The 26,388-nt window shown below is 65.5% G+C and carries 30 protein-coding genes and 1 tRNA gene; 10 read left to right on the top strand and 21 right to left on the bottom strand.

Annotation, left to right across the window (positions count from 1 at the left end):
* Positions 1 to 3: 3 nt before the first annotated feature.
* From EZM81_RS09270 to fabD, 18 genes are all read right to left on the bottom strand, one after another.
* Positions 4 to 654: a phage tail tape measure protein gene (locus EZM81_RS09270; RefSeq protein WP_136645516.1), complete on the bottom strand. Its 651-nt coding sequence runs from the start codon at positions 652 to 654 to the stop codon at positions 4 to 6.
* A complete protein-coding gene (locus EZM81_RS09275) occupies positions 611 to 862 on the bottom strand; it encodes a rcc01693 family protein (RefSeq protein ID WP_135451083.1) in 252 nt (83 codons plus the stop codon). Before EZM81_RS09275 ends, EZM81_RS09270 begins: the two co-directional genes overlap by 44 nt.
* Positions 859 to 1,179 carry a gene transfer agent family protein gene (locus tag EZM81_RS09280; RefSeq protein WP_135451082.1) on the bottom strand — a complete coding sequence of 107 codons (321 nt, stop codon included), beginning with the start codon at positions 1,177 to 1,179 and terminating at the stop codon, positions 859 to 861. Before EZM81_RS09280 ends, EZM81_RS09275 begins: the two co-directional genes overlap by 4 nt.
* 1 nt (position 1,180) lies before the next feature.
* Positions 1,181 to 1,594, bottom strand: a complete 414-nt coding sequence (locus EZM81_RS09285; protein ID WP_135451081.1) for a phage major tail protein, TP901-1 family — start codon at positions 1,592 to 1,594, stop codon at positions 1,181 to 1,183.
* Positions 1,595 to 1,626: 32 nt separating this feature from the next.
* Positions 1,627 to 2,022, bottom strand: a complete 396-nt coding sequence (locus tag EZM81_RS09290) for a DUF3168 domain-containing protein (protein ID WP_135451080.1) — start codon at positions 2,020 to 2,022, stop codon at positions 1,627 to 1,629.
* The gene (locus EZM81_RS09295; protein ID WP_135451079.1) at positions 2,019 to 2,357 is read right to left on the bottom strand and encodes a head-tail adaptor protein; all 339 of its coding nucleotides are present in this window, start codon (positions 2,355 to 2,357) and stop codon (positions 2,019 to 2,021) included. The genes EZM81_RS09290 and EZM81_RS09295 overlap by 4 nt, the downstream gene beginning before the upstream one ends.
* Positions 2,354 to 2,950 (bottom strand): head-tail connector protein, encoded by a 597-nt coding sequence (locus EZM81_RS09300; RefSeq protein WP_136645517.1) that lies wholly within the window; start codon positions 2,948 to 2,950, stop codon positions 2,354 to 2,356. Before EZM81_RS09300 ends, EZM81_RS09295 begins: the two co-directional genes overlap by 4 nt.
* 86 nt (positions 2,951 to 3,036) lie before the next feature.
* On the bottom strand, positions 3,037 to 4,233 hold the full coding sequence (locus EZM81_RS09305; RefSeq protein ID WP_135451077.1) for a phage major capsid protein: 1,197 nt from the start codon (positions 4,231 to 4,233) through the stop codon (positions 3,037 to 3,039).
* A 33-nt stretch (positions 4,234 to 4,266) separates the two neighbouring features.
* Entirely contained in the window at positions 4,267 to 4,821 is a 555-nt protein-coding gene (locus EZM81_RS09310; protein ID WP_136645518.1) for an HK97 family phage prohead protease, read from the bottom strand.
* A 4-nt stretch (positions 4,822 to 4,825) separates the two neighbouring features.
* Positions 4,826 to 5,071, bottom strand: coding sequence for a hypothetical protein (locus EZM81_RS09315; protein ID WP_135451075.1), 246 nt, complete (start codon positions 5,069 to 5,071; stop codon positions 4,826 to 4,828).
* Entirely contained in the window at positions 5,068 to 6,246 is a 1,179-nt protein-coding gene (locus tag EZM81_RS09320) for a phage portal protein (protein ID WP_136645546.1), read from the bottom strand. The genes EZM81_RS09315 and EZM81_RS09320 overlap by 4 nt, the downstream gene beginning before the upstream one ends.
* A gap of 89 nt (positions 6,247 to 6,335) precedes the next feature.
* On the bottom strand, positions 6,336 to 7,631 hold the full coding sequence (locus EZM81_RS09325; RefSeq protein ID WP_136645519.1) for a DNA-packaging protein: 1,296 nt from the start codon (positions 7,629 to 7,631) through the stop codon (positions 6,336 to 6,338).
* Positions 7,624 to 7,953, bottom strand: coding sequence for a hypothetical protein (locus tag EZM81_RS09330; RefSeq protein ID WP_135451073.1), 330 nt, complete (start codon positions 7,951 to 7,953; stop codon positions 7,624 to 7,626). The genes EZM81_RS09325 and EZM81_RS09330 overlap by 8 nt, the downstream gene beginning before the upstream one ends.
* Positions 7,954 to 8,139: 186 nt before the next feature.
* Entirely contained in the window at positions 8,140 to 9,318 is a 1,179-nt protein-coding gene (gene mltG / locus EZM81_RS09335; protein ID WP_136645520.1) for an endolytic transglycosylase MltG, read from the bottom strand.
* 3 nt (positions 9,319 to 9,321) lie between these two features.
* Positions 9,322 to 10,581, bottom strand: coding sequence for a beta-ketoacyl-ACP synthase II (gene fabF, locus EZM81_RS09340; RefSeq protein WP_136645521.1), 1,260 nt, complete (start codon positions 10,579 to 10,581; stop codon positions 9,322 to 9,324).
* A 147-nt stretch (positions 10,582 to 10,728) separates the two neighbouring features.
* The gene (locus EZM81_RS09345; protein ID WP_103256210.1) at positions 10,729 to 10,962 is read right to left on the bottom strand and encodes an acyl carrier protein; all 234 of its coding nucleotides are present in this window, start codon (positions 10,960 to 10,962) and stop codon (positions 10,729 to 10,731) included.
* Between the two features lie 164 nt (positions 10,963 to 11,126).
* The gene (gene fabG / locus EZM81_RS09350; RefSeq protein WP_136645522.1) at positions 11,127 to 11,864 is read right to left on the bottom strand and encodes a 3-oxoacyl-ACP reductase FabG; all 738 of its coding nucleotides are present in this window, start codon (positions 11,862 to 11,864) and stop codon (positions 11,127 to 11,129) included.
* 11 nt (positions 11,865 to 11,875) lie between these two features.
* Positions 11,876 to 12,805 (bottom strand): ACP S-malonyltransferase, encoded by a 930-nt coding sequence (gene fabD / locus EZM81_RS09355; RefSeq protein ID WP_135451069.1) that lies wholly within the window; start codon positions 12,803 to 12,805, stop codon positions 11,876 to 11,878.
* Positions 12,806 to 12,946: 141 nt separating this feature from the next.
* Here fabD and EZM81_RS09360 point away from each other — a divergent pair, with 141 nt between their 5' ends.
* Complete coding sequence (locus tag EZM81_RS09360) at positions 12,947 to 14,137, top strand: cytochrome b/b6 domain-containing protein (RefSeq protein ID WP_136645523.1); 1,191 nt, start codon at positions 12,947 to 12,949, stop codon at positions 14,135 to 14,137.
* A gap of 93 nt (positions 14,138 to 14,230) precedes the next feature.
* Here EZM81_RS09360 and EZM81_RS09365 read toward each other — a convergent pair whose 3' ends face one another.
* Positions 14,231 to 14,806, bottom strand: a complete 576-nt coding sequence (locus tag EZM81_RS09365; protein WP_136645524.1) for a YceI family protein — start codon at positions 14,804 to 14,806, stop codon at positions 14,231 to 14,233.
* A 311-nt stretch (positions 14,807 to 15,117) separates the two neighbouring features.
* Between EZM81_RS09365 and rpsF the strand changes: the two genes are divergently transcribed.
* Genes rpsF through rplI form a run of 3 tightly spaced genes read left to right on the top strand, consistent with a single transcriptional unit; the run spans position 15,118 to position 16,356 of the window.
* The gene (rpsF, locus tag EZM81_RS09370) at positions 15,118 to 15,528 is read left to right on the top strand and encodes a 30S ribosomal protein S6 (RefSeq protein ID WP_135451065.1); all 411 of its coding nucleotides are present in this window, start codon (positions 15,118 to 15,120) and stop codon (positions 15,526 to 15,528) included.
* 18 nt (positions 15,529 to 15,546) lie between these two features.
* On the top strand, positions 15,547 to 15,774 hold the full coding sequence (rpsR, locus tag EZM81_RS09375) for a 30S ribosomal protein S18 (RefSeq protein ID WP_103256213.1): 228 nt from the start codon (positions 15,547 to 15,549) through the stop codon (positions 15,772 to 15,774).
* A gap of 12 nt (positions 15,775 to 15,786) precedes the next feature.
* A complete protein-coding gene (gene rplI, locus EZM81_RS09380; RefSeq protein WP_135451064.1) occupies positions 15,787 to 16,356 on the top strand; it encodes a 50S ribosomal protein L9 in 570 nt (189 codons plus the stop codon).
* A 437-nt stretch (positions 16,357 to 16,793) separates the two neighbouring features.
* Here rplI and tig read toward each other — a convergent pair whose 3' ends face one another.
* Both tig and EZM81_RS09390 read right to left on the bottom strand, forming a co-directional pair.
* Positions 16,794 to 18,128 carry a trigger factor gene (gene tig, locus EZM81_RS09385; protein ID WP_136645525.1) on the bottom strand — a complete coding sequence of 445 codons (1,335 nt, stop codon included), beginning with the start codon at positions 18,126 to 18,128 and terminating at the stop codon, positions 16,794 to 16,796.
* A 161-nt stretch (positions 18,129 to 18,289) separates the two neighbouring features.
* Positions 18,290 to 18,374, bottom strand: a tRNA-Leu gene (locus EZM81_RS09390).
* Positions 18,375 to 18,552: 178 nt separating this feature from the next.
* On the opposite strand from EZM81_RS09390, the gene EZM81_RS09395 reads away from it, so the two are divergent.
* The 6 genes from EZM81_RS09395 to pstA all read left to right on the top strand — a co-directional run bounded on the left by EZM81_RS09395 (position 18,553) and on the right by pstA (position 26,323).
* Positions 18,553 to 19,041 carry a Hint domain-containing protein gene (locus EZM81_RS09395; protein ID WP_169052345.1) on the top strand — a complete coding sequence of 163 codons (489 nt, stop codon included), beginning with the start codon at positions 18,553 to 18,555 and terminating at the stop codon, positions 19,039 to 19,041.
* A 381-nt stretch (positions 19,042 to 19,422) separates the two neighbouring features.
* On the top strand, positions 19,423 to 20,820 hold the full coding sequence (locus EZM81_RS09400) for an aldehyde dehydrogenase family protein (protein WP_136645527.1): 1,398 nt from the start codon (positions 19,423 to 19,425) through the stop codon (positions 20,818 to 20,820).
* Entirely contained in the window at positions 20,817 to 22,400 is a 1,584-nt protein-coding gene (locus EZM81_RS09405; protein ID WP_136645528.1) for a GMC family oxidoreductase, read from the top strand. The genes EZM81_RS09400 and EZM81_RS09405 overlap by 4 nt, the downstream gene beginning before the upstream one ends.
* A gap of 124 nt (positions 22,401 to 22,524) precedes the next feature.
* Positions 22,525 to 23,574 carry a PstS family phosphate ABC transporter substrate-binding protein gene (locus EZM81_RS09410; RefSeq protein WP_136645529.1) on the top strand — a complete coding sequence of 350 codons (1,050 nt, stop codon included), beginning with the start codon at positions 22,525 to 22,527 and terminating at the stop codon, positions 23,572 to 23,574.
* A 66-nt stretch (positions 23,575 to 23,640) separates the two neighbouring features.
* On the top strand, positions 23,641 to 25,017 hold the full coding sequence (gene pstC, locus EZM81_RS09415; protein ID WP_136645530.1) for a phosphate ABC transporter permease subunit PstC: 1,377 nt from the start codon (positions 23,641 to 23,643) through the stop codon (positions 25,015 to 25,017).
* 10 nt (positions 25,018 to 25,027) lie between these two features.
* Positions 25,028 to 26,323 carry a phosphate ABC transporter permease PstA gene (pstA, locus tag EZM81_RS09420; RefSeq protein ID WP_135451057.1) on the top strand — a complete coding sequence of 432 codons (1,296 nt, stop codon included), beginning with the start codon at positions 25,028 to 25,030 and terminating at the stop codon, positions 26,321 to 26,323.
* The last annotated feature ends 65 nt before the right edge of the window (positions 26,324 to 26,388 follow it).

A 26,388-nucleotide genomic window follows, 5' to 3' on the forward strand; every position in this document is an offset into this window, starting at 1 on the left:
TCCTCACCGGTTGCGTTGGCCGCGGGCCAGGGCGCGGCTGACCTGGGCGGCAATCTGGCTCTGACTACGCTGAAAGCCCTGGACGTCCGGCGTGGAGATGTTCATCACCACGTTCACGCTGCGCCCGCCCCCGGCCTGCACCCCCAGCCGACCGTCAGGTCCCCTTGCCAGGGGCATGATTGCCTCCGGCCCCGCCTCGCCCATCAACCCGGTTCCTCCCCGCATCGGAAAGCTGGTCGGCGCCGATATGACGCCGCCCTTGGCGAAGGGCAGCACACGGCCCTGCGAGAAGGCGCCGCCATCGGCAAACGGCATTCCCGCGCCCATGACTGACGAAACCCCTTGGGCAAGAAGGCCCCCCACCGCATCGGTGATCGGCTTCATGGCGATCGCATAGACCGTATCCACGATAGTCTTCGCCACCGACTTGAGCGCGTCCTGCAATTTCGTGCCATCAAGGACCAGCCCGTCGAACGCTTTCCTCAGCCCCCCGCTGATTCCGTTCGACAAGGTGTTCACCTCTCGGCTGGCAAAGATCATCGTCTCGCGCATCCGGGCGAGTTCACTGTCGAACGCCGTCACCATCGACACCGACGACCCAAGCTGCGCCTCAAGCGCCTGGAGCTGCTCCTGCATCGTTCCGATATCCGGCATTGCAATCTTCCTTTGCTGCATCGGGAAACGCGGCGACCAGTTCCGCCAACCGCGCGCGTGTCAGGGGCGGAACCAGTCCCTCCCGCCCCAGCATGATCCGCAACTCTACCGGCGTCAGACGCCAGAAGACCGCTGGCTCCAGCCGCAGGCCGTGCAGGCCCGCCTGCATCAGCCCGCGCCAGTCGATTCCGCGCGCGCGGGCAGTCATGGATCTTCCGGCAGGGCAAAGGCCCGCGCCAGCAGTTCCGCCGCGGTCCGCGCTGCCCCGACCGGCCCGCCGCCGATCTCGATCTGCAGAAGGTCGGCCGCCGTGCCCTGCCAGCCACCGCCCCGCAGCCCTGCCACGATCAGCGCCAGCACATCGCGGGTAGAAAAGCTCCGCTCCTCGAACCGCCGAACCAGATCCAGAAGCGAACCCGCCTCCAGCGCTGCCTCCAGCTCGGCCAAGGCACCCAACGTCAGCTTTGCCACATGGCGCTGACCGTCCAGCCAGATCGCCACCTCGCCTGTCCAGGGGTTCGCCATGTCAAAGCGCCGTGAAGGTCAGGGCACCTGCCGAGGCCATCGCCATCTCGTAGCTCGCCTCGTCATTGTGGCTGCCCGCATACTCGATCGAGGTGATCTGGAACGGCCCCTCGATCACACCGAAACTCGGGATCACCACCTGGAAATCCGGGATCTCACCGTTGAAGAACACCTGCCGGGCACGTTCGTCCGTCGCCTCGTCCCGGAACACACCCGATCCCGAGATCTGCGCCGACTTGACCCCAGCCCCAGCGAGCAGCTCGCGCCAGCCGCCCTGGCTTTCCAGACTGGTGACATCCACCGATTCCGCATTGAAGCTGATCCGCGTGGCCCTCAGCCCGGCGATGGTGACGAACTGGCCATCACCCGTCTGGTCTATCTTGATCAGCAGATCCTTGCCGCTTTGCACCGCCATGTTCGCTCTCCGTCAGTTGGTTTCAGGGGGCGTCAGAGTTGAACTCGTGCCCGGAAGGCCAAGTCGATCCGCCGCGTCTCGCCTTCCTGGATCCGGCGGGCACTGGCCCGCAGGAAGAACAGGCTGACCAGCACGCCACGGCTCAGCGACAACGGGGCGTCGGCCAGCGCGTCCGAAATCTCGGCGGCGATGGCCTTGATCGACAGAAAGCCCGTTGTATCGGTGATCACGCTGATCACCAGCTGATGCTCGGCCCCCGCGCCCGACTTGTCAGACTGGTCGCGCGCCTCCTCCGGCCCGATCAGCACGAAGGTCCCGCTGACGTTGGGCGGCACGGCGTCATGGATCGGGACGCCCGCCAGTGCCGGCCAGCCCGACAGGCGCTGAAACACCGCCGTCTGCAAGGCGGGGGCTGCTCCATAGCTCATCTCTGCACCTCCTCGCGCCCAAAACAGGTCAGATAACGGCCCGACCGGTCCCGCTCGGCCACTGCCTGGATCAGGAATAGCCGCGTTCCCTCGCGGAACCGCTGGCCGGCAATGGGGCGCGACGGCGAACCCGCCGGCGCGGCCCGCACAGTGATCCGGCAAGGCACCGCCGACATCATCCGCTCCTCGCCTGGCAGATCGCCGCCCTGGCCCGGCATGACCTCGGCCCACAAGGTGCCCAGCGCCGTCCAGACCGACGAGAACCCGCCGGCGCCGTCAGGGGTCCGCTCGACTGCTTCAAGGACCAGCAGGCGGTTCAGATGGGGAGCGTTCATGTCCGCCCCCCGCCCAGTATGCGCACCGTCCGCCAGCGCTCGATCAGCGTCACCACCCCGAAGGGCAGTCCCGCGGCCTGGGCCCCGTCGTCGTGGCGATGCTCGTAATATTCAGCCGCAAGCAGCAGCACCGCCTGTCGCAGATCGACCGGGATATCAGTCCAGGCGGGCCCAAAACCCGCGTCGAAAACCACTTTTGCCACCCCGTCGCAGGGGATGGACGGCAGAAGGGAAGTCCGGCCCGCCAGTCGCGGCCGATGCAGATCCGTTTTAAGCCGGAAGGCGGCGGCCGGCACCACTGTCTCGCCACCGGCTGCATCGACCAGCGTCAGGCTCACGATCGCCGACACCGGTGCGACCGGCAACGCTTGGTCGGCTTCGCGCCAGCTCTCCAGCTCCCACAGGAAACGGCGCTGCAACAGGATCTTGCCGATCCGCCCCTCTATTGCCGCCATCGCGGCCCGCAGATAGGTCTCGATCAGCCCGTCCTGCATGGCGCCGTCGGCAAATCCGGACCCCATCCGCAGATGGTCCTTCATCTCTTCCACCGGCAGGGCCGTGGAGGGCACCGGGGTCTCTTCGATCAACATCATGGGTCAATCTCCGCCTGCGGCCGCACCGTCAGGAATTGCAGGGCTCCGGGAAGGCCCGGCCCCCGTTCGGGGACCGGGCCACATCATCACGACGTCGCAACGCGCAGCAGCTTGATCGCCCCATAGTCGGTAATGTCGCCGCCCACGCGCTTGTTGGCGTAGAAAAGGACGTTCGGCTTTGCGCTGAACGGATCACGCAGGATCCTCAGGTCCGGGCGTTCCGCGATGGTATAGGCCGACCGGAAATCGCCGAAGGCGATCGGGAAGGCATTCGCGGCTACATCCGGCATGTCCTCGCAGACCAGCACCGGATAGCCCATCAGCCGCGAAGGTTCACCCGCTGCCAGACCATCCGACCACAGGAAGCGCCCGTCGCCATCCTTCATCTTGCGCACCGCACCTACGGTCTTGGAATTCATCACGAAGGTGCCGTTCGCCCGATATTCCGCACCCAGCGCATAGACCAGGTTCACGATGCAGTCGGCCGGGTTGGTGGCGGCAAAGTCCGAGGCCGCACCCGTGGGCACATATCCGATGTTGCCCCAGGTCCACGAAGCATTCGCCACCTTGGTCGGCAGAAGGATGCCCTTGGGCTTGTCCACGCCATCGCCATTGATGAAGGCCGCGGCCTCGGCGCGAATGAAGCGCGTGGCGATCTTTTCGGCGAGCCAGCCTTCGACGTCAAAGGCGCTGTCGTCCAGCAGGCGCTGGCTGGCCTTGGGCATGGCGGCCAGTTCATGAAGCTTGATCGAGATGCGCTCGATGACCGGGGTCGCGGTCTCGGCAGTGGCGGCTGTCTCGGTCGCCCAGCCAGACCCCACTTCGCTGCGGTCCACGATCACGTCGTAGGAACCGGCCTCGACCTGCACGACATTGGCGATGGACCGCAACGACGACGTCGCGAACAGCATCGACCGGATGCGGTCCGCGGTCTGCGGATCGACCAGATAGCCGCCGTCGGCCGCCACGGCGGTGGACATCGCCTTGCCTTCCAGGTTCAGGCCGCGCAGGCCGTCATCGTCGCCGGTGCGCAAATAGGCGTTGAACGCCTTCTGATGCGGGGCCTCGGTTTCCGCACGGGCCGACAGCGCCGGGCGGCCATGGGACATCGTCTTCGCGTTCAGCATGGTCAGTCGCTCTTCCTGATGTTTCAGCTTGGATTTCACGTCGTCCTGAAAGCGGGCGAACTCAGCCAGGAACCCCGCCATAGCCGCCTTCGCCTCGGCGGCCGCCGTCCGGGTCCGGGGCAAACCTTCCCCGGCCCGAGCCTCAATCTCGGTCATCTCTTCATCCTTCTCTTCGGTAGGGACGCCGCGCTATCGCTCGGCCAGACTGCGGCGCGCGTTCTCGAAGACCGCCGCCATGTCGCGCCAGTCGTTGTCCAGGGCGTCTGCCTTGGCCGCGACCCGCGCCTCGGGAAGCATCGGGAAGGTCACCAGCGAGACCTCCCAAAGCTCCAACTCCGACAACAGGCGCTTGCCCTTGCCGTCGCGTTCCGCCTTGACGGTGCGGTAGCCGATCGACAGCCCGTCAATCGCCCCCGCCTGGACCAGCGCCGCCACCTCGCGGCCCTTCCCCACCTCGGTCAGGATGCGTCCTTTGACCCAAAGGCCGGTGGCATCCTCGCGCACCTCGTCCCAGACGCCGATGGGCTGGCCCGGATCGTGCTGCCACAGCATCTTGACCCGCCCGCCCCGCGCGGCCAGACGCTTCAGGCTCGCGGCATAGGCGCCCTTCTGCACGATGTCGCCACCTTGGTCGGCCTTGCCGAACAGCGACGCATACCCCTCCACCACATGCCCTTCGCTGACCGCCAGCCCGTGGTCGGGCCGGTGGAACTTGCGCTCGGGCGCCCCGTAATCCACGTTCATCCCTTCACCTCATCGCTGCCTGGACGACCGTCTCGGCCATCTGTGCCAACAGGAACGCCGCCACACCGTAGACGCCGACCCAGATCCGTTTCTCCAGCCGCTCCAGCGTCGCCTCGATCAGCCCCAGCCGATATTCCAGCCCCGCCCAGCGCTCGTTCGCCACCCGCTCGTTCGCCTCGATCCGCGCCGCCGCGACATCGAAGCTGTCATAGACGAAGCGGGAGCCGCCCTCGCTCCGCCGCGCCGTCATTCCGCCTCCGCAAGCTTCGGCAGACCCAGGATCCGCCGCTTTTCGGCCTCGGTCAGGAACTCGGCCGCCGCGACCCGGGACCACAGCAGATCACGCTCGCTCGCCAGCGCCGGAACATGGTCGAGGTCGGGCTTCAGCTCCACCGCCTCGCCGGCAAAACCCGAGAGCCAATGCGCCAGATCCGCCAGCACCTTGGTCGCCAGGGGCAGTACCGTCAGCCGGTAGAAGGCGCGGTTTGCTTCTTGATAGTTGGAATAGGTGGCATCGCCGGGAATGCCCAGCAGCATCGGCGGCACGCCGAAGGCAATCGCGATCTCGCGCGCGGCGGCTTCCTTGGTCTTCTGGAACTCCATGTCGCTGGGGCTGAACCCCATCGGCTTCCAGTCAAGGCCCCCCTCAAGCAGCATCGGCCGCCCCGCGTTACGCGCGCCCTGATGATGCGCCTCCATCTCCGCCACCAGCCGGTCGTACTGGTCCTGCGAAAGGCTCGCCGCCCCGTCCGCGCCCTTGTAGACGATGGCCCCCGATGGCCGGGCGGCATTGTCCAGCAGCGCCTTCGACCAGCTCGAGGCGCTGTTATGCACATCCACCGCCACCGCCGCCGCCTGCATCGGCGAAAAGCCGTAATGGTCATCCTGCGGATGGAAGGTCTTCAGATGGCAGATCGGGCTCTCCCCGCCCGTCACGTCATAGCGATGCGTCCGCCCGCTGACCGTGTAGTCATAGGCGACCGGCCAGCCGTCCGCGCCGGGAACCACGCTCATCCGGTCCGACCGCAGTACATGCAACTCGCCCGGCATGCGGCCCGCACCCGGTACCGCCTCGACGTAGGCGTTACCGGACAGAAGCAGATAGCCATAGACTGCCTCCAGAAACTCTGCCCTCCCCTGACCCGCGTTCGGTCGTTCGATCAGGTCCAGGACCGGATGCGCCTCGAACCGCTGTGCGGCACTCTGGCAGATCAGGGGCAGTGCCGCGGCCGACTCGGCAACCAGCCGCACCACGCGATAGCCCACGGGATTCGCCTGGAACCCCGTCCGTGTCAGGCTGGCCGTGTCCCGCGGGCTCCAGGCCACACGGCCCGCATTGCCCCAGGCAATCACCCGGCCCACGGCACTTGCCTTGCGTTCCGGCACAGCCCGTTGCGGCGCCTTCCGCAGAAAATCGAACACCATCTCGCGCTCCTTCATGCCCCCGGCAAGGCCCGGCCGTCCCGGGCTGCCTGATGCGCCCGGCCATATGACCCACCAGAAAAGAAAATCCGCTAAAGTGACCGCACGCTGGGGCGGCCGATGTGCAACGGGTCCAGCATCAGATCGGTCAGCGCCCATACCAGAGCATCCAGCCGGTCAGGGCTGCCCGCCCCCTGCCAGCCCGCCGCAGTCATCCGGCACATCTGATCCTCCAGCGCGCCCAGCCCCCGCGCATGCGCCACCCGGCCCTGTTCGTAAAGCGCCGCCACCGGCTCGGCCCGCAGCATCTTCGACCGCGTCGCATGCACCGCCCGGAACGGCACCAGAGGGTTGATCATCCGCACCAGCCGCTCCACAAGTTCGCCGCCCTGGTTCACTTCGGCCACCAGCCGGTCCGCGCTGTGCCGCTCCATCGCAGCCAGCGCGGCCCGGGCCCAGCCCTCGGGGCTGGCACCCTTGATGCTGGCATCCTCCAGCACTATCGCGCGCCAGTGCCTCGGCTCTCCCCGGGTATCGGCGCCTACGACCACGATCCCGCACTCGTCGCTTGATTTCATAGCGGTTACGGGAGGATCGACCGCCACCACCACCCTGTTGCACAGGGGGGGGCTGTTGTTCCGCGCCGCCTCCAGCATCGGCGTGGTCCACAGTGCGCCCTCCTCGTCCTCAACCAGCAGCCCTTCCAGCTCCTGCCGGCCGATCCGCGTGCCGCCATAGCGCGCCTGCACCTCGGCCAGAAAGCTTTCGGCAAGATAGGCCCGGTTCGCCTCGGTCGGGGCATGTGTGACAACCGTCGAGGGGTTCTTCAGGATCGCCTTCAGCACCGCCACGTTGCGCGGGGTCGTCGTCACCACGGCTTGCGGGTTCTTCCCCAGACGCAACGCAAACTGCAGCTGATCCCAGGCCTCCGCCCCCTTCTTCCACTTGCCCAGCTCGTCCGCCCAGGCGGCATCGAACTGCGGCCCGCGCAAGGCTTCCGGCTCGTGTGCCGAAAAGACCTGCGCTACTGCACCATTCGGCCAGACCAGCCGATTGCGCGAGGCCTGCCACTCCGGTCGTCGATCAGGAGGAGAGCAGGCCAGAATGCCGCTTTCGCCCATCACCATAACCTCGCGCGCCTGATCGACCGTCTCGCCGACCAGCGCCACCCGGCGCGCACGGCCAGCGTCCAGCGGCCCCGCACCTTCCACCTGCGCCCGCACCCATTCGGCGCCAGCACGCGTCTTGCCCGCGCCTCGCCCGCCCATGATGATCCAGGTCTTCCAGGCGCCGCGCGGCGGCAACTGATGCGCCAGCGCCCAGAACTCGAACATCCAGGGCAACGACAACAGCGCGTTCTGGCTCAGGCTCCCCAGAAATTCATCCACCTCCTCCGGCGTCGCGGAGGCAAGCCAGGCGGCGCCCGATCTCAGCTCGGGCCCCGTCGAAATCGAGCACGCCTCCGGCTCCGACCTGGCCGGCGATCTGCTTGCGGAGTTTGTCAACTTTTCCCCTTTCCTCCAGCACCTGCAGCGCCGTCGCGCGAAGATCGCGGATCGCCGTCTGTGCCGATCTGACCTCTGAGAACTCTCCCGCCCGGATCGCTGTGATCGTGCGGTAAAGCTCCATCACCGCTTCCCGGTAGAACCATTCCGTCGCTGCCAGGATGTCCTCTGGCGCCGCGCCGTCCCCCGTCATGACTGCTGTCATCTAGACCCGCCCACTCCTCATGCCCCCCGCACGAGCCAAATGGAAAAGCGGCCGACGGGTGACCCCGGGCCGCTTCGACACTTCTGCTAGCATAGCGCAAGTCCTACATCGGACCGCACGCAAAGTCAAGATTAAAATTCAATATCGTCAATGGCTTGCCGTGCGAACAGTTAATCCTTTCTCAACCTATTCCCCCTGGACCCCGGTCTGGCCTTCCGTGCCCTGCGACGCCTCGATCGCGCGCCAGCGGGCGACGTTGCGGTTGTGTTCATCCAGCGTAGAGGCAAAGGCATGTCCCCCGGTGCCATCGGCAACGAAGAAAAGATAGTCGGTCTGGTCTGGGTTCAGCGCCGCGCGGATCGACTCGCGGCCCGGGTTGGCTATGGGCGTGGGCGGCAATCCGTCTATCACATAGGTGTTCCAGGGCGTCTCGCGGCGCAGTTCGCTCTGGCGCAGGCCCCGGCCCAGCACGCCCTCGCCCTTGGTGATGCCGTAGATCACCGTCGGATCGGTCTGCAACCGCATCCCCCGTGCCAACCGGTTCACGAAGACGCTGGCGACGCGACCGCGCTCGTCCGGCACGCCGGTTTCCTTCTCTATGATGGAAGCCATGATCAACGCCTCTTCGGGCGTGTCATAGGGCAGGTCGGGCGCGCGCTTCTCCCATTCCTCGGCCAGGATCGCCGACTGACGCCGCGTCATCTCGGCAATCAGGGCGTTGCGCTCCGTGCCTCGCACGGCCTCGTAGCCACCGGGGGCCAAGGTACCCTCTGGCGGAACGGTTTCCAGTGAACCTTGCAGGAAATCCGCTTTCTTCAGCGAATCCACAATCTGCCAGCTGGTCACGCCTTCCGCCACCGTCACCCGGAATACCAGGGCCGGATCATCGGCCACCTCGGCATATTCCTGCGGCACCGGTGTTGCCCCGGCATCGAACCGCACGACCTCGACATAGGTGTTCGTGGACAGGTCCAGTTCCGACAGGATCACGTCCGACCGCGTCACGCCAATACGAAAGTTGAGGTCACGCCCGCAGGTCGATCGCCCGGAAGATGTGATCGCAGCCAGAACCTCCTGCATGCTGGCACCAGCCGGAATCGTGTAGCTGCCGAACTTCAGGTCATCGGCAAGATCGGCATATTCCGCCCCGATGCGGAAGATCCGCGCATCCGTGATCGCCCCGCGCTCGGCCAGGTTGCGGCTGACCGCACTCAGCGAGGCGCCGCGCTCGACCTGCAGGCAGATCGGCTGCGCCAGCGGCCCGGGCTTGATGAACTCGTTCCGCCCCCAGGCCACCAGCGCGGCCAGCGCGACAAGGATCACGATGAACAGGGTCAGCGCATTCGAGGCTACGGATTTCCACATGCCTCAGCGCACCTTGCCGACGATCAGGCTGGCATTGGTTCCGCCGAAGCCGAAGCTGTTCGAAAGCGCCACGTCGATCCGCCGCCGCACCGCATGGTGCGGGGCAAGGTCCAGCTTCGGCGTCACCGCCGGATTGTCCAGATTCAATGTCGGCGGTGCGACCTGGTCGCGGATCGCAAGAATGCAGAAGATAGCCTCGACCGCCCCCGCCGCGCCTAGAAGATGCCCGATCGAGGATTTGGTCGACGACATCGTCGCATTGACCGCATGGTTGCCCAGCAGCCGTTCGACGGCGGACAGTTCGATAGTATCCGCCATGGTGCTGGTGCCATGCGCGTTGATGTAGTCGATTTCCGCCGGCGACAGACCAGCGCGGGCCAATGCCGCCGACATCGACCGGAAGCCCCCGTCGCCATCTTCGGACGGTGCGGTGATATGATAGGCGTCGCCCGACAGGCCATAGCCCAGCACTTCCGCATAGATCCTTGCCCCGCGCGCCTTGGCGTGCTCGTATTCTTCCAGCACCACGACGCCCGCGCCCTCGCCCATCACAAAGCCGTCGCGGTCCGCGTCATAGGGACGGCTTGCCTTGGCCGGATCGTCGGCGCGCTTGGTCGACAGGGCCTTGCAGGCGTTGAACCCGGCAATCCCGATCTCGCTGATCGGGCTTTCCGCGCCACCGGCAACCATCACATCGGCGTCGCCGAAGGCAATCAGCCGCGCCGCGTCACCAATCGCGTGGGCGCCAGTGGAGCAGGCTGTCACCACGGCATGGTTCGGCCCCTTGAAGCCGAAGCGGATCGACACCTGACCCGAGACCAGGTTGATCAGCGCGCCGGGAATGAAGAAGGGCGAAACCCGCTTCGGGCCCTTCTCCTTGATCAGCACCGCGGTTTCGGCAATCGAGGTCAGTCCGCCGATCCCCGACCCGATCATGACCCCGGTCCGCAGCTTTTCCTCTTCGGATGGGGCCTCCCACCCGGCGTCGCGCACCGCCTGCGTCGCTGCCGCCATGCCATAAATGATGAAGTCATCGACCTTGCGCTGTTCCTTCGGCTCCATCCAGTCGTCGGGATTGAAGGTTCCATCCGACCCGTCGCCTCTTGGAATCTCGCAGGCATATTGCGTGACCACATTTGATGGGTCGAACCGCGTGATCGGGCCCGCCCCCGACTGGCCGGCGAGCAACCGGCTCCACGTCTCTTCCACGCCACAGGCCAGGGGGGTGACCAAACCAAGGCCGGTGACCACGACACGCCGCATGCTGCTCTCTCCCTCGAAGACAGGCTTTTGCCGGGTGATACACGCCGCCTTTCACCCGCGCAACCGTGGGGCCCCGGGATCGGCGGCCAGCGCAAACGCAAAAGGCACCCCGAAGGGTGCCCCGCTGTCCTGCAAAGGGAAGGGATCTCAGGCGGCTTCCGAAATGAACTTCACCGCGTCGCCGAAGGTCTGGATGGTCTCGGCGGCGTCATCGGGGATCTCGATGCCGAATTCTTCCTCGAAGGCCATGACCAGCTCGACCGTGTCCAGAGAATCCGCCCCCAGATCGTCGATGAACGAGGCCGATTCCGTCACCTTGTCCTCTTCGACGCCCAGATGCTCGACGACGATCTTCTTCACGCGATCAGCGATGTCGCTCATGTCCGTTCCTCTATCTTGGCGGGGCTCGTCCCGGCCTTGTCTCATTCTGCCCGTTGCCGGGCGGTTGTCTGCCTGGGCCGGGGCCCCTGCGGAAATCCTGCGCGCCTATAGCAAGGGTCGCGGCGCATGGCAAACGCTTTAACCTGACTTGTGGCGGGCCGTCATCACACCATCGCCATGCCGCCGTTCACGTGCAGCGTGGCCCCTGTCACATAGCCCGCCTCCTGTGAGGCGAGATAAAGAACCGCCGCGGCAATCTCCTGCGGTGTGCCCATGCGGCCCGCCGGCACCGCACCCAGTATAGCTGCCCGCTGCTGCTCGTTCAGCTTGTCGGTCATTGCCGTCTCGATGAAGCCCGGCGCCACGCAGTTCACGGTGATTCCCCGGCTGGCCACTTCTGCCGCCAGCGACTTCGACAGCCCCACCATCCCGGCCTTCGACGCCGCATAGTTGACCTGGCCGGGATTTCCGGTAGTCCCCACGACGGACGAAATGTTGACGATCCGCCCCCAGCGCGCCTTCATCATTCCCCGGACCGCAGCGCGACACAGCCGGAAGGTCGCTGTCAGGTTCACGTCGATGACGGATTGCCAGTCCTCGTCCGACATCCGCATGATAAGGCCGTCGCGGGTAATTCCGGCGTTGTTTACCAGAATGTCCACCGCACCCATCGCCTCGACCGCGCGCTTGACCAGACCCTCGACTTCCTCGGGGTTCGACAGGTTGCAGGACAGCACATGGGCACGCTCGCCCAGGTCAGCGGCGAGAGCCTCCAGCGGCTGTATCCGCGTGCCGGACAGGCCCACTGTTGCCCCCGCCGTATGCAACACCCGGGCGATCTCGGCACCGATGCCGCCACTCGCGCCGGTCACCAGCGCGCATTTTCCGGTCAGATCGAACATCTTGTCTCCTCTCAGCCCTTCAGGGCGGCAATGTCTTCGGGCGTGCCGATCGCACGGGTGACGGCACCGGGCGCAATGCGCTTGATCATCCCCGACAGTGCCTTGCCCGCGCCGATCTCCCAGAACTCGGTCACACCCGCCCTTTCCATCCAGAGCACCGATTCCCGCCAGCGGACCGAACCGGTAACCTGCGCCACCAGCAAGTCCATGATCCGGTCGGGTTCCGTCACCGCCTCGGCGCGGACGTTCACGACGACAGGCACGGCGGGCCTGGCAATAGGCACCGCCGCCAGCGCCTCGGCCATCACGCGCGCGGCCGGCTGCATCAGCGCGCAATGGAAGGGGGCGGATACCGGCAGCATCAGCGCCCGCTTCGCCCCCCTGGCTTTGGCGATCTCGACCGCCCGTTCAACCGCTGCCTTGTGGCCCGACACCACCACCTGCGCCGGATCGTTGTCATTCGCTGCCTGGCAGACCTCGCCCTGGGCCGCCTCGGCCGCAACCGCAGCCGCCGTCTCGAAGTCGAGCCCCAGCAGCGCCGCCATCGCCCCGATACCCACCGGGACTGCCTCCTGCATCGCGCGACCCCGGATCCGCAACAGCCGCGCGGTATCCGAAAGCGTCAGCGACCCCGCCGCGCATAGTGCCGAATATTCGCCAAGCGAGTGCCCGGCAACGAAGCTTGCCTGCTCGATCCCCAAACCTTCCGACTCAAGCGCCCTCAGCGCCGCGATGGAAGTTGCCATCAGCGCGGGCTGGGCGTTCTGCGTCAGCGTCAGTTCGGCAATGTCGCCTTCCCAGATCAGGGCCGACAGCTTCTCGCCCAACGCCGCGTCCACCTCGTCGAACACGGCCTTCGCCACCGGATAGGCTTCGGCCAGGGCCTTCCCCATGCCGATGGTCTGGGCCCCCTGCCCCGGAAAGACGAATGCGCGGCTCATGGCTTTCTCCCCTTGCTTTGTCACCGGATAGCGCGGTGGAAACCAGTGCGCAATCGCCCGCACAAGTCCTGTGCGGCCTGCGCCCTGTGCGCAGGGTGAAATAGGGGACTAGATGGTCAACACACCATCGCAGGAGTCCCGATGCCCGCCCGCAACTCCGACACACGCTTCGGCACCGTCACCCGAACCTTTCACTGGCTGGTGGCGCTGCTGATCCTGACCGCGATCCTGCTTGGCGTCATCGCCAACCGGCTGCCCCACGACACGGCCGAGGCACTGGCGCGCAAGGCACAGCTTTTCTCGTTCCACAAGACACTGGGCCTCGCAGCCTTCTTCCTCGGCTTGGCCCGCATCCTATGGGCGCTTGTGGAACGGCGCCCCGTGCCGCTTCATCCCCAGCGCAAGGTGGAACTGACGCTTGCATGGCTGGTCCACTGGATTCTTTACCTCTCGCTTGTCGCAGTGCCGCTTTCGGGATGGGTGCATCATGCCGCGATGACCGGCTTCGCCCCGATCCTCTGGCCCTTCGGACAGACCCTTCCCTTCGTCCCGCAGTCCCAGGCCGTGGCCAATGCCGCAGGTGCCGCGCATTGGGTCTTCACCAGGCTCCTTGGGCTGGCGATCCTCTTGCACATCGCCGGCGCGATGAAACACCACCTCATCGACCGCGACGCTACCCTGTTGCGCATGCTGCGCGGGGTCAGCGCCCCCGACCGCCCGCATCCGGTGCGCCACGCCGCCCTGCCGGCCATCCTTGCCCTTGCGCTCTATTCCACAGCCGCAGGCCTTGCCACCCTTCTGGTGCCGAATACAGAAGCCGTGGCCAGCGCCCCACCGCCCCCGCCGGCCGCCGGCAACTGGACGGTCGAGGATGGTACACTTTCGATCACCGTGCGCCAGATGGGCGCCGAAGTCACCGGCAGCTTCGCCGCGTGGACCGCCGGGATCACCTTTGATGAAACCCCGACCGAAGGTCGCCACGGCAGCGTCGTCGTCACCATCGACACCGGCAGCCTCACCCTGGGCAGCGTCACCCGGCAGGCGCAGGAGGCCGAATTCTTCGACGTCGCCACCCACCCGACCGCCACCTTCAGCGCTGACATCCTGCCCGCGCCCGATGGCTATGCGGCCCAGGGCACCCTGACACTGCGCGGGGTTGACCGGCCCGTAACCCTGCCCTTCTCGCTTCTGATCGATGGCGACACGGCGCGAATGACCGGAACCGTCACCCTCGACCGACGCGATTTCGGCATGGGCCAAAGCTACGACGACGAGGCCGCGGTCGGCTTTCAGGTGGTGGTTGATGTCGTCCTGACGGCTGCCCGCAGCTGACCCGCGAGAGACGGGCAAAGCGCGCGAACAGCCGCCCGAAAAGAAAGGGGCCGCCCGGACTACCGGACGGCCCCTTCGCCACTGACAGATGGCTCACTCGGCCTTCATCGCCTCGATCGAGATCTGCACCTCGACCTCGTCACTGACGAAGGGCGCGAACTGGCCAAGATTGAAGTCGCTGCGCAACAGCGTCGTCGTGGCCGAAAAGCCCGCCCAGGGCTTGCCCTCCATAGGATGGTCGCCGACCTGGTTCAGCACCGCCTCAAGCACCACAGGCTTCGTCACCTCGTTCAGCGTCAGATCCCCCGTGATCCTGGCGGTATTTTCTCCGGTCACCTCGATGCCGGTCGAGGTGAAGGTCACCATCTCGTCCTCGGCCGCTCCGAAGAAGTCGGGCGACATGAAATGGTCGAACCGAGCCTCCCAGCCGGTCAGCATCGTGCGCACCGGAAAGGCCACCGTGACCGACGAGGCCGCCGGGTTTGCCTGGTCGAACATGATCTCCCCGTCAAAGCCAGAGAACATGCCCCAGCTGGTCGAATAGCCCAGGTGATTGTAGCTGAAGACGATCTGGCTGTGGCTGGCGTCCAGCACATACCTTTCCGCTTCGGCAAGGGCGGGGGTTGTGACAAGGGCGGCCGACATGGCCAGGGCGAAAAGACGGGTCATGCTTCACCTTGTGATCTGCGGCCCGCAGGCCGTGGGTTGAGGCGGCGAAGGATGCGGGCGTCGCCGCAGCGCGGCAATCCGGCAGGCCGGAAGGCTGACTGTTCGAAAATGAACAACTGGCGCGGAAATCGGCGAACCGCGCGCAGCGCGGCCTTTTTCATTCCGCCCATTTCACTTGCAAGTGCGGCAAGTCCCTGTATAAGGCCGCATCCTTTCCGCTTATCCATGAACTGGCGATGCCTCTCGTGGACGGGCTGCGGAAAGGCCAATCGCCCGTCCTGTGAAGCCGCCCTGAAACGAAGGAAGCCCGCATGCCTCTTTACGAGCATGTCTTCATCGCGCGCCAGGACCTTTCCAACGCGCAGGCCGAAGGCCTTATCGAACATTTCTCCACCGTCCTCGCGGACAACGGCGGCAAGGTCGTTGATCAGGAGTACTGGGGCGTCAAGACGATGGCCTACAAGATCAACAAGAACCGCAAGGGCCACTACGCCTTCCTCAAGACGGACGCGCCCGCCGCTGCCGTGCAGGAAATGGAACGCCTGATGCGCCTGCATGACGACGTGATGCGCGTGCTGACCATCAAGGTGGACAAGCACGGCGAAGGCCCCTCGGTCCAGATGCAGAAGCGGGAAGACCGTGATGGCGACCGTGGCGGCTTTGGCGGCGAACGCCGCGAGCGCCCGTCGTTCGGCGAACGTTCCCCGGCCCCGCGTCGTTGATCTGAGAAAGGACACATCATGGCGAACAAACCGTTCTTCCGCCGCCGCAAGGTTTGCCCCTTCTCGGGCGACAATGCTCCGGCAATCGACTACAAGGACACGCGTCTGCTGCAGCGCTACATCTCCGAGCGCGGCAAGATCGTGCCGTCCCGCATCACCGCAGTCTCGGCGAAGAAGCAGCGTGAACTGGCCCAGGCCATCAAGCGCGCCCGCTTCCTGGCCCTGCTGCCCTATGCCGTGAAATAAGGAGCGACGCACATGCAAGTCATCCTTCTGGAACGCGTGGCCAAGCTTGGCCAGATGGGCGAGGTCGTGAACGTCAAGGACGGATACGCCCGCAACTACCTGCTCCCGCAGGGCAAGGCGCTTCGCGCAAACGAGGCCAACATCAAGGCCTTCGAGGCGAAGAAGGCCCAGCTGGAAGCCACCAACCTGGAAACCCGCCGGGAAGCCGAGGCCGTGGCCGAGAAGCTCGACGGCCAGACCTTCATCGTGATCCGCTCGGCTTCGGACGCCGGCGCTCTTTACGGTTCTGTCACGCCGCGCGATGCGGCCGAGGCCGCGACCGAGGCAGGCTTCACCATCAGCCGGACCCAGGTCGTGCTGGACAAGCCGATCAAGGAACTGGGGCTTCATACCGTTTCGGTGCGCCTGCACCCGGAAGTCGCGGTCAAGATCACGCTGAACGTGGCCCGGTCGGCCGAAGAAGCCGAACTGCAGGCCTCGGGCAAGTCGATCCAGGAACTTGCCGCCGAGGCCGAAGCCCAGGCAGAGTTCGAGATCGCCGAGCTGTTCGACGAAGTTGGCGCCGCCGCTTCCGAGGAATAGGCCGGTCCCCACGGGGCTGCAAACCGCGTCCGGGCTGTCCCGGGCGCGGTTTTCTCTTGCCGCGCGGCCGCAGCAGGCCGCCTTCGGTGTTGTGAAGGCCGATCCGTATCTGCGCGCATCATGTCATGCACGATCTTTCGGCAATATCGCGCAGCGACCCTGCGCGACCCACGGAACACGGCCCCTCCTGTTCAGGGCCCCGATCTCTCCACAGCTGCCGGTGGCCCCGTCGCGCACCCTGTCATGTTCCCGGCCGCGGGCCAGGCGCCGTGCGGTCCGGGGCGACCGCCCCCCTGTCATCCAATGGCTGGGTCAGCGTCACCTTAAGATACGCGCAGGACCGATAAGGAAGCGTGCCCTGCAGGCGCGATCAGCGCAAACGTAAAGGCCGCACCCGAAGGCGCGGCCTGATCCTCTCTGCCGGATCTGCTGCCGGCTTACATCTCGTCCAGCGCCTCGACGGCCTTCTGCAGCTCGTCCTTCGACACTTCCTTCTCGGTCACGTTGGCCAGCGAAACAAGGTGATCGACGACCTTGTCTTCGAAGACCGGGGCGCGCAGCTGCTGCTGCATCTGGACGTTCTTCTGCACGAATTCGAAGAACTGCCGCTCCTGCCCCGGGTACTGGCGGGCGGCGGCCAGCACGGCCTGGGTCATCTCGGCATCGGTCACGGTGACCTCGGCCTTGCGGCCGATCTCGGCCAGCAGCAGCCCCAGGCGCACACGGCGCTCAGCCAGCTTCCTGTGCTCGTCCGTCGGCTCGATCGCCCCGTGGTCATGGCCGTGCTCGTGCGGATGCTCCTCGTGCCAAAGCTGATGGGCAATCTGGTTTGCCTCGGCCTCAACCAGTTTCGACGGCAGGTCGAACTTGACCATTGCGTCCAGCTGGTCAAGCAGCGACCGCTTCAGCACCGCGCGGGCGGCGCCCTTGTATTCGGCTTCCAGCCGCTCGGCGATCTGGGCCTTCAGCTTGTCCAGATCCTCGGCACCGAACTTCTTCGCCAGCTCGTCATCGATCGCGGCAGGCTTCGGCTCCTTCACCGCCTTCACGGTGCAGGCAAAGACTGCAGCCTTGCCCGCCAGGTGGCTGGCGCCGTAGTTTTCCGGGAACGACACGTTCACGTTGACCTCGTCGCCCACCTTCGCGCCGATCAGCTGGTCCTCGAAACCGGGGATGAAGCTCTTCGAGCCCAGCACCAGCGGGTAGTCCTCGGCCGAGCCGCCATCGAAGAGCTCGCCATCGACCGAACCCTTGAAGTCGATCACAACCTGATCGCCCTCCTTGGCCTTCGAGCCCTTCTTGCGGTCCTCGAAGGTCTTGGCCGAGCTGGCCAGGTTCTCCAGCGCTTCGTCGATCGACTTGTCGTCGGCCTTCACGATCAGCCGCTCAAGCTTGATGCTCGATACATCCACCTCGGGGATCGGGGGCAGCGCGTCATAGGTCATCTCGACGACGACATCCTGACCTTCCTTCCAGGTCTCGCCGCCGACCATCTTCACTTCCGGCTGCAGCGCCGGCCGGTCGCCGGTCTTGTCGAAATGATCGCGCATCGCCGCGTCGATGGCTTCCTGCATCGCATCGCCCAGCACACGCGCGCCGAATTGCTTCTTCAGGATGGCCAGCGGCACCTTGCCCTTGCGGAAACCCTTGATCTCGACCTCGGGCTGCGCCTCCAGCAGCTTTTCCTGCACCTTGGCATCCAGTTCGGCCGCCGTGACGGTGATGGTATAGCCGCGCTTGAGGCCTTCGTTCAGGGTCTCGGTGACCTGCATGCTGGGGTGTCCTTCCTACGATCCAATCCGGGCGCGATTGCGCAATAGCCTACCGGCGCAAGGCGCAAGCCCCGCGCGGGTCGCGGGCCTTCTATCAAAGCTTTTCCGCGGTTGTAAGGGGGAATAAGGGGCAAATCGTCACGGCCGGGAACCCGGTGACGTGGTGCGGGTGAAGGGACTTGAACCCCCACGCCTTGCGGCGCCGGAACCTAAATCCGGTGCGTCTGCCAGTTCCGCCACACCCGCACGCCCGTCCTTCTAGCAAACCGGATGCACATGCGCGAGGGGCAATCGCCCGCCATCTTGTTGCCGCAAGCCCTGCGCGATGCCGCCACATCTGCCCCGAAATGACCGAATGTGGACCGAAGCCGGGTCACAAATCGGTGAAATTCCTGCACCAGGAAGGATCAGGTCAGGGTTTGCCATGGACACGACGTCGCACATTTCCGGCATCAGGGTGGACAGTGGCGCCACCACACTGACCGGCGTCCTGGAAGGCACCCGCATCGCGACGATGGATGGGCTGCTGCCTGTCGAATACCTGCAACCCGGCGACCGCATCGTGACGCGCACCGGGGGCCGCAAGCTTCTGGCCATTTCCGTGCTGCGCCGCCGCGCGATGGAGCTGGTGCGGGTCCGCGGCTCGGTCCTCGGTCACGGCCGACCCGAAGAAGATCTGCTTCTCGCCCCCGGCCAGTGCCTCTTGATCCGCGACTGGCGCGCCCGGGCGCTTTATGGTCGCGATTTTGCCGCCATTCCCGCCGCCCGGCTGGAAGATGGTGAATTCGTCCTTCGGGAGTTTCATGGCCAGGTCCGCCTCTATACCCTCCGCTTCGAGGAGGACGCGGTAATCTATGCAGAGGGGCTGGAACTCGCCTGCCCTGCCCTCGCGCATGAGGAAAGCGGGGTCTGATCCCCGGCCTGCCCCGCGGGCAGCACGGGAACCTTGGGTCGTCGCGCCCCGACCCGACCGGCGTCGGCGTCTTTCTCGCATCGACATCCCGAAGATGCGGCGCCAATGCCTTCGCCAGTGTCCCGGGCAGCGTAAGCCGCAGCAGACTTCGCCACTCCTGCCCGCGACCGCGCCAGCATCACATTTCGCGGTTCGGCCCACCGGGGCGTGATACAGCCGGGGTGCGGCCTTCCCGATCCGATTGCCTGTCCTGCCACGCGCACCGCAGACCAGGCGCCTGCCACCCCCTCGTGGGTAGGGGGTGGGGATGGGGGCCGGCGAAGCGTGCGGATGACGCCGCGTCCCACTACCCATGCGCGATTTCCTCGCTAATCTCGCCGCATGACACCCCTGTCCCCCATCCGCACCACCTTCGAGACCATGCGCGCCGGCAATGCCGAACGCCGCATCCGTTTCGGCCTCGGTGAACGACGCGCCGCGCTCGACCGGCTGGCCAGTGTGATGCGCGCCAACGAAAAGGCCATCGTGGAAGCCGTCAGATCCGACCTTGGCCGCCCCGAGGCCGAGACGATCCTTATCGACTACCTCACGGTGCTGCAGGACATCCGCCATGCCCGCCGCCGACTGCACGCGTGGATGCGGCCCCGCCGCGTTGCGCCCACATTTGCCACCTTCGGCGCCTCGGGCAAGGTGATCCCGCAGCCGCGGGGCACCTGCCTGATCATCTCGCCCTGGAACCTGCCATTCTGCCTTGCGCTTTCCCCCCTCGTCTCCTGTCTCGCAGCCGGTAATGCCGCGATCCTCAAACCGTCCGAGGTGACGCCAGCAAGCAGCGCCCTGATCGCAAGGATGATCGCCGCAGCCTTCCCGCCAGACCTGGTAAGCGTGATCGAGGGCGGAAAGGAGGTGGCGGAAGAGCTTCTCGCCCTGCCCTTCGATCATATCTTCTTCACCGGCAGTCCGGCAGTCGGAAAGATCGTGATGGCCGCAGCCGCGCGGAACCTGACGTCCGTCACCCTGGAACTGGGCGGCAAGTCCCCGGTCATCGTCGGCGAAGGCGCAGACATCGAACGTGCCGCTGACTGGATCGTTTTCGGCAAGTTCCTGAACGCAGGTCAGGTTTGCATCGCGCCCGACCACCTTTTCGTACACGTCAGCATCAAGGACCGCTTCCTTTCTGCCCTTCGGGCACGCATCGCGAAGGCATACGGCACCGCGGCAGCAAGCGAAAACCTTTGCCAGATCGTCAGTGACCAGCACGCAAGCCGCCTTTCTGCGCTCATCGCCGATGCGCTGGAAAAGGGCGCCGACCCCGTTCACGACAACGGAGGCGAAGGCCGGACCAGAGGACCCCTTCTGCTGCAAGGCATAACCCCCGAAATGCTGCTGGATCAGGAGGAAATCTTCGGTCCGATCCTGCCGATCCTGCCCTTTGACGACCTTTCCCCCGTGATCGACAGGATCAACGCCCGCGACAAGCCGCTTGCGCTTTACATCTTCGACCGTGACCAGGCACGAATCGACCGTATCATCAGCCAGACCACCTCGGGCGGGGTCGGGATCAACCTGACGGTGGTGCACTATACCCAGGCCAACCTGCCCTTCGGCGGGGTGAACACCTCCGGAATAGGTGCCGCGCATGGGGAATGGGGCTTCCGCGCCTTCAGCCACGAACGCGCCATCCTGCAGAACCGGTTCCTGGCCCTGCCCCTTCTGTTCCCGCCTTACGACCGGCACAAGATGCGATTGATCGGGCTGATCAAGCGGGTGCTGGGATGACCTGGCACTACATCATCGTCGGCGCCGGGTCTGCAGGCTGCGTCCTGGCCAACCACCTTTCCCGGAACCCCAGAACCCGCGTCTGCCTGATCGAGGCCGGACCACCGGACCGCAACCCGTTGATCCACGTGCCACTGGGCCTCGCCCTTCTTGCGCGGTCGCGGCACATCAACTGGGCCTATGATACCGAGCCACAGCCCCAGCTGGGAAACCGCAGCCTCTACTGGCCCCGGGGCCGCGTCCTTGGCGGGTCCAGCTCGATCAACGCCATGATCTACATGCGCGGCCATCCCGAAGACTACCGGGGATGGGCACAGGCTGCCGGTCCCGAATGGGACTGGCCTGCAGTCCGGCGGATCTTTCTCGAACATGAGGCGAACACCGCGTTCACCGAACCCCATCACGGCACCGATGGGCCGCTGACGGTCAGCGATCTTCGCCACCCCAACCCGCTTTCCCGGGCCTTCGTACAGGCGGGGATCGAATGCCTGCACGCCGAAAACCCCGACTTCAACGGCACGACGCAAGAGGGTGTCGGTCTCTATCAGGTCACGCAAGAAAACGGCCAGCGACACAGTGCCGCCCGCGCGTTTCTTGACCCCGTGCGCCAGAGGCCGAACCTGACCATCCTGACCGGTGCGCAGGTTCACCGTGTCCTTTTCGACGGGCGCCGGGCAACTGGTGTCCGCCTGAAAGGGCGCGACCTTTCTCTGGCCGAGGGCGGCGAGATCATCCTTTCCGGCGGCGCGATCAACTCGCCACAGGTGCTGATGCTCTCCGGCATCGGGCCGGCGGCACATCTTCACGCCATGGGGATCCCGATCCTTTTCAACGCGCCGGAAGTCGGGGAAAACCTGGCCGATCATCTCGACATCACCGTGCAGGCCGCGCTGAAAGGCCGCGAGGCGATCGGCATAACTCCCTCGTTCCTTCCGCGCGCGATCCGCGCTGCCTGGGCCTATGCCCGCCACCGGACCGGGGAACTGACATCTAACGTGGCCGAGGCCGGGGGCTTTGCGCGCTCCGATGCATCGCGCGACCGGCCAAACCTGCAATTCCACTTCATCCCGGCCTATCTGCACGACCATGGTCGCCGCACCTCGTTCGGCTATGGGCTCACGCTGCATGTCTGCGACCTTCTGCCGAAGTCACGCGGGCGCATCACGCTCTCCTCTCCCGACCCCACGGCCAAGCCCCGGATCGACCCGAATTATCTGTCCGACCCCGATGATCTGCCGGTGCTGCTTGCCGGCCTGAAACAGGCGCGCGCCATCACCCGGGCACCAGCCCTGGCGCGCCACATCGCCCGGGAAACCCAGCCCGGTGCCGACATCGCCTCTGACGAGGCCCTTGCCGCTGACATCCGGGCACGGGCCGAGACGATCTACCACCCTGTGGGCACCTGCCGCATGGGCCGCGATTCGGCTTCGGTCACCGATCCGGCAGGCCGTGTACGGGGGGTCGAGGGACTGCGGGTCGTCGATGCCTCGCTGATGCCGGCGATCATCGCGGGCAACACCAACGCACCGACCATGATGATTGCCGAGAACATTGCGCGCATGATGCCGACCCCGCACTGACAGCGCAGCAGCCGGACAGACTGTCATACAGTTTTTACAAAACTGATGAATAAGCGTCACGTGGCGGGGCTAGAGCCGGTCCCATGCAGCCATCCGAGGCCGCAGGTATTGCAGGAGTGCATCCATGAAATCCTTCCAGATCACCGCTTCGGTGCTGGCCCTTGCTGCCATCGCGCCGATGGCCGAAGCTCGTGACCAGATCCGCATCGTCGGTTCTTCGACCGTCTTCCCCTACACCCAGGCGGTCGCCGAAGAATTCGCCAACCAGGGCGGCGCGGCTCCGGTCGTGGAATCCACCGGCACTGGCGGCGGCATGCAGATCTTCTGCGCCGGCGTGGGCGCAGACCATCCCGACATCACCGGCGCCTCGCGTGCGATGAAGAAGTCGGAATACGAGCTGTGCGTGCAGAATGGCGTGACGGACATCACCGAAGCCATGATCGGCTACGACGGCCTGGCCATCGCCATCAGCCGCGCGAACGAAACCGATTGGGATCTGACGCTGGAACAGGTCTACAAGGCCCTGGCCGCCAAGGTGCCGGTCGATGGCCAGCTGGTGGACAACCCCTACAAGAAGTGGTCGGACATCGACGCCGCGCTTCCCGACACCCCGATTCTTGCCTACGGCCCGCCGCCCACCTCGGGCACCCGTGACGCCTTCGTCGAACTGGCGATGCATGTCGGCTGCGCCGCGACCGACTATGCCAAGGCACTGAAGGAAGCCAACGCCGACGACTACAAGAAGTTCGTCGAGGAAGACTGCTCGCGCATGCGTCAGGACGGCCCCTTCGTCGAGGCGGGCGAGAACGACAACCTGATCGTCCAGCGCCTCGAGGCGGATCCGAACGCGGTCGGGATCTTCGGCTATTCGTTCCTCTATGAAAACCTCGACAAGCTGAAGGACGTCAAGATCAACGGCGTCGAGGCCAACATGGACACGATTGCCAGCTTCGAATACCCGATCTCGCGGCCGCTCTTCATCTATGTGAAGAACGCCCACCGCGGCGTGATCCCGGGCCTGAACGAATTCCTGGCGACCTATGCCTCGGAAGACGCCCTGGGCAAGGGCGGCTACCTGGAAGAGCGGGGCCTCGTGGTCCTCAGCGACGAAGCCCTGGCTGCCGTGCAGGACGCGCTGACCAAGGGCGTCAACATGGCTGCTCCCCAGAAGTGATCCAACGCATCCGCCCGGGGCCCTGTGCCCCGGGCGGTGCTCTGCCCAGCCTACAAGGGGCCAACCATGACCACGCTTGCATTCCTGATCCTCTTCGCAGCCGTCGTCATCGGCTACCTCCTGAACCGTCATGCAGCCGCGCAGATCCGCGCCCACGGAACAAGGCTGCACTCGCTTGTCGGTTTTCATGGCCTCTATTCCGCACTGCTGATCGCTGTCCCGGGCATTGTGGTCATCCTGCTATGGCTGATGCTGCAAGGCAGCGTGATCGACCGCAGCGTTATGGCCTCGCTGCCCCCCGGGGTGCTTGAAGGCCTTGACAAGGGTCAGACCGCCCTGATCCTGACCGAAATCAAGTCCATCGCCCGCGGCCAGGTTTTCGGTACGCCCGAGGAATGGAAGCTTGCAGCAGCCGAGCTGCTGAAGGAACGCACCGCCGCGGCCCGGCTTGCCATGGTCGTAATCGTGGCGCTGATGTCGATCGCGCTGATGGTCTTCGCACGCACACGCGTTTCGGCCGAATTCCGCGCCCGGCACGGGGTTGAACGCATCATCTATGGCCTGATGATCTTCTGTTCCACCGTGGCGATCTTCACCACCGTCGGCATCGTCCTTTCGCTGGTCTTTGAAAGCATCAAGTTCTTCCGCATGGTGCCGATCCAGGAATTCCTGTTCGGCCTGCGCTGGGAACCGCAGATCGCCATCCGGGCCGACCAGGTGGCGGGCCAGGGTGCCTTCGGCGTGCTGCCCGTGCTGCTGGGATCGGTCGTGATCATGATGATCGCCTTGGTCGTCGCTGTGCCGATCGGCCTGTTTGCCGCGATCTACCTGAACGAATTCGCCTCTCCCCGCACCCGCAATATCGTGAAGCCGGTGCTGGAAATCCTCGCCGGCGTGCCGACCATCGTGTATGGCTTCTTCGCCATCCTGATCATCGCGCCCTTCCTGCGCTCGACCGGGGCCAGCCTGGGGCTGGATGTCGCGCCGAACACCGCGCTTGCGGCCGGTGTCTGCATGGCGATCATGCTGATCCCGTTCATCTCTTCCTTCACGGACGACGCGCTGTCGGCCGTGCCGCGGGCGTTGTCGGACGGCTCGCTGGCGCTTGGCGCCACGCGGGGCGAGACGATGATGAAGGTGCTCTTTCCCGCCGCCATTCCCGGCATCGTCGGTGGCATCCTGCTGGCCGTCAGCCGCGCCATCGGCGAGACGATGATCGTCGTCATGGCCGCCGGCATCATCGCCAAGCTGACGATCAACCCGCTCGACACCGTGACAACCGTGACCGTCCAGATCGTCACGCTGCTGATCGGCGATACCGAATTCGACAACCCCAAGACCCTGGCTGCCTTCGCGCTTGGCATGCTTCTCTTCGTCGTCACGCTGTTCATCAACATCCTCGCGCTCCGCATCGTGCGGAAATACCGCGAACTTTACGACTAGGCGGCCCCCCATGACCGATACCTCTCCCTCGTCGCAAACCGGAGCGGGGTTTGACTGGACCTCGGACGCCTACCGCGAAAGGCTGCGCAAGCGGCGGCGCAGCGAGCTTTTGCTGCGTATGGCGGGGCTGGTCTCGATCAGTCTGGCAATCGGCTTCCTGATGCTGATGCTCGGCTCTCTGGCGACGACCGGCTACAAGGCCTTCACCCAGACCCATGTCACCATTGATGTCCGCCTCGACCCGGCGCTGGTCGATGCCGAGGATGTGGCAGGCAGCAACTGGCGCCGGGTGATGCAGGCCGCCGTCGCCGAGATGTTCCCCGGCCTTGAAGACCGCGCCCTGCGCGATGTGCGCGCCATCCTGTCTGACGGGGCAACCTTCATGGTCCGCGACCGCGTGGTGGCCGATCCGACGCTGATCGGTTCGGTCCTGACCATCCGTGTCCCGGTCTCTGACCCGTTCGACCAGCTGAACAAGGGCACCGTCGACCGCAACACGCCCGAGGCCAACCGCCGCGTCAGCGATGCCCAGATCGCCGCCTTCGACCAGCTTGTCGCCGCGGGCCGGATATCCACTCCCTTCAACTGGGCACTGTTCACCAGTGCCGATTCGCGCTTTCCCGAACTGGCCGGGCTCAAGGGGGCCTTTGTCGGCACGGGCTACCTGCTTCTGGTCTGCTTTGCCATCGCCCTGCCGGTCGGGATCGGCGCGGCGATCTATCTCGAGGAATTCGCGCCAAAGAACCGCATCAGCGACCTGATCGAGGTGAACATCAACAACCTCGCCGCGGTGCCCTCGGTCGTCTTCGGCCTTCTCGCCCTGGCGGTCTTTCTGAACTGGTTCGGCCTGATGCGCGGGTCGCCGCTGGTCGGCGGCCTGACACTTGCGCTGATGTCGCTACCAACAATTATCATCGCCACGCGCGCCTCGCTCAAGGCCGTGCCGCCGTCGATCCGCGAGGCGGCGCTGGGGATCGGCGCCTCGCGCCAGCAGGTCGTCTTCCACCATGTGCTGCCGCTGGCCATGCCCGGCATCATGACCGGCACGATCATCGCCATGGCACAGGCCATCGGCGAAACGGCTCCGCTTCTTCTGATCGGGATGAACGCCTTCATCACGGCCGCGCCTTCGACACCGTTCGAAAGCGCCACTACCCTGCCGACGCAGATCTTCATCTGGGCCGACAGTCCGGAACGCGGATTCGTCAGCCGGACCTCGGCCGCGATCCTGGTGCTTCTGACCATCCTGGTGATGATGAACGCCCTGGCGATCTGGCTGCGCCGCAGATTCGAACGGCGCTGGTAAGGGAATGGACGCGATGAATGACATGACACGCACGGGCCTTGATGCGGGCACTGTCACGGCCAAGA

It is taken from the genome of Tabrizicola sp. YIM 78059 (genome assembly GCF_004959785.1).
GTDB lineage: Bacteria > Pseudomonadota > Alphaproteobacteria > Rhodobacterales > Rhodobacteraceae > Tabrizicola > Tabrizicola caldifontis.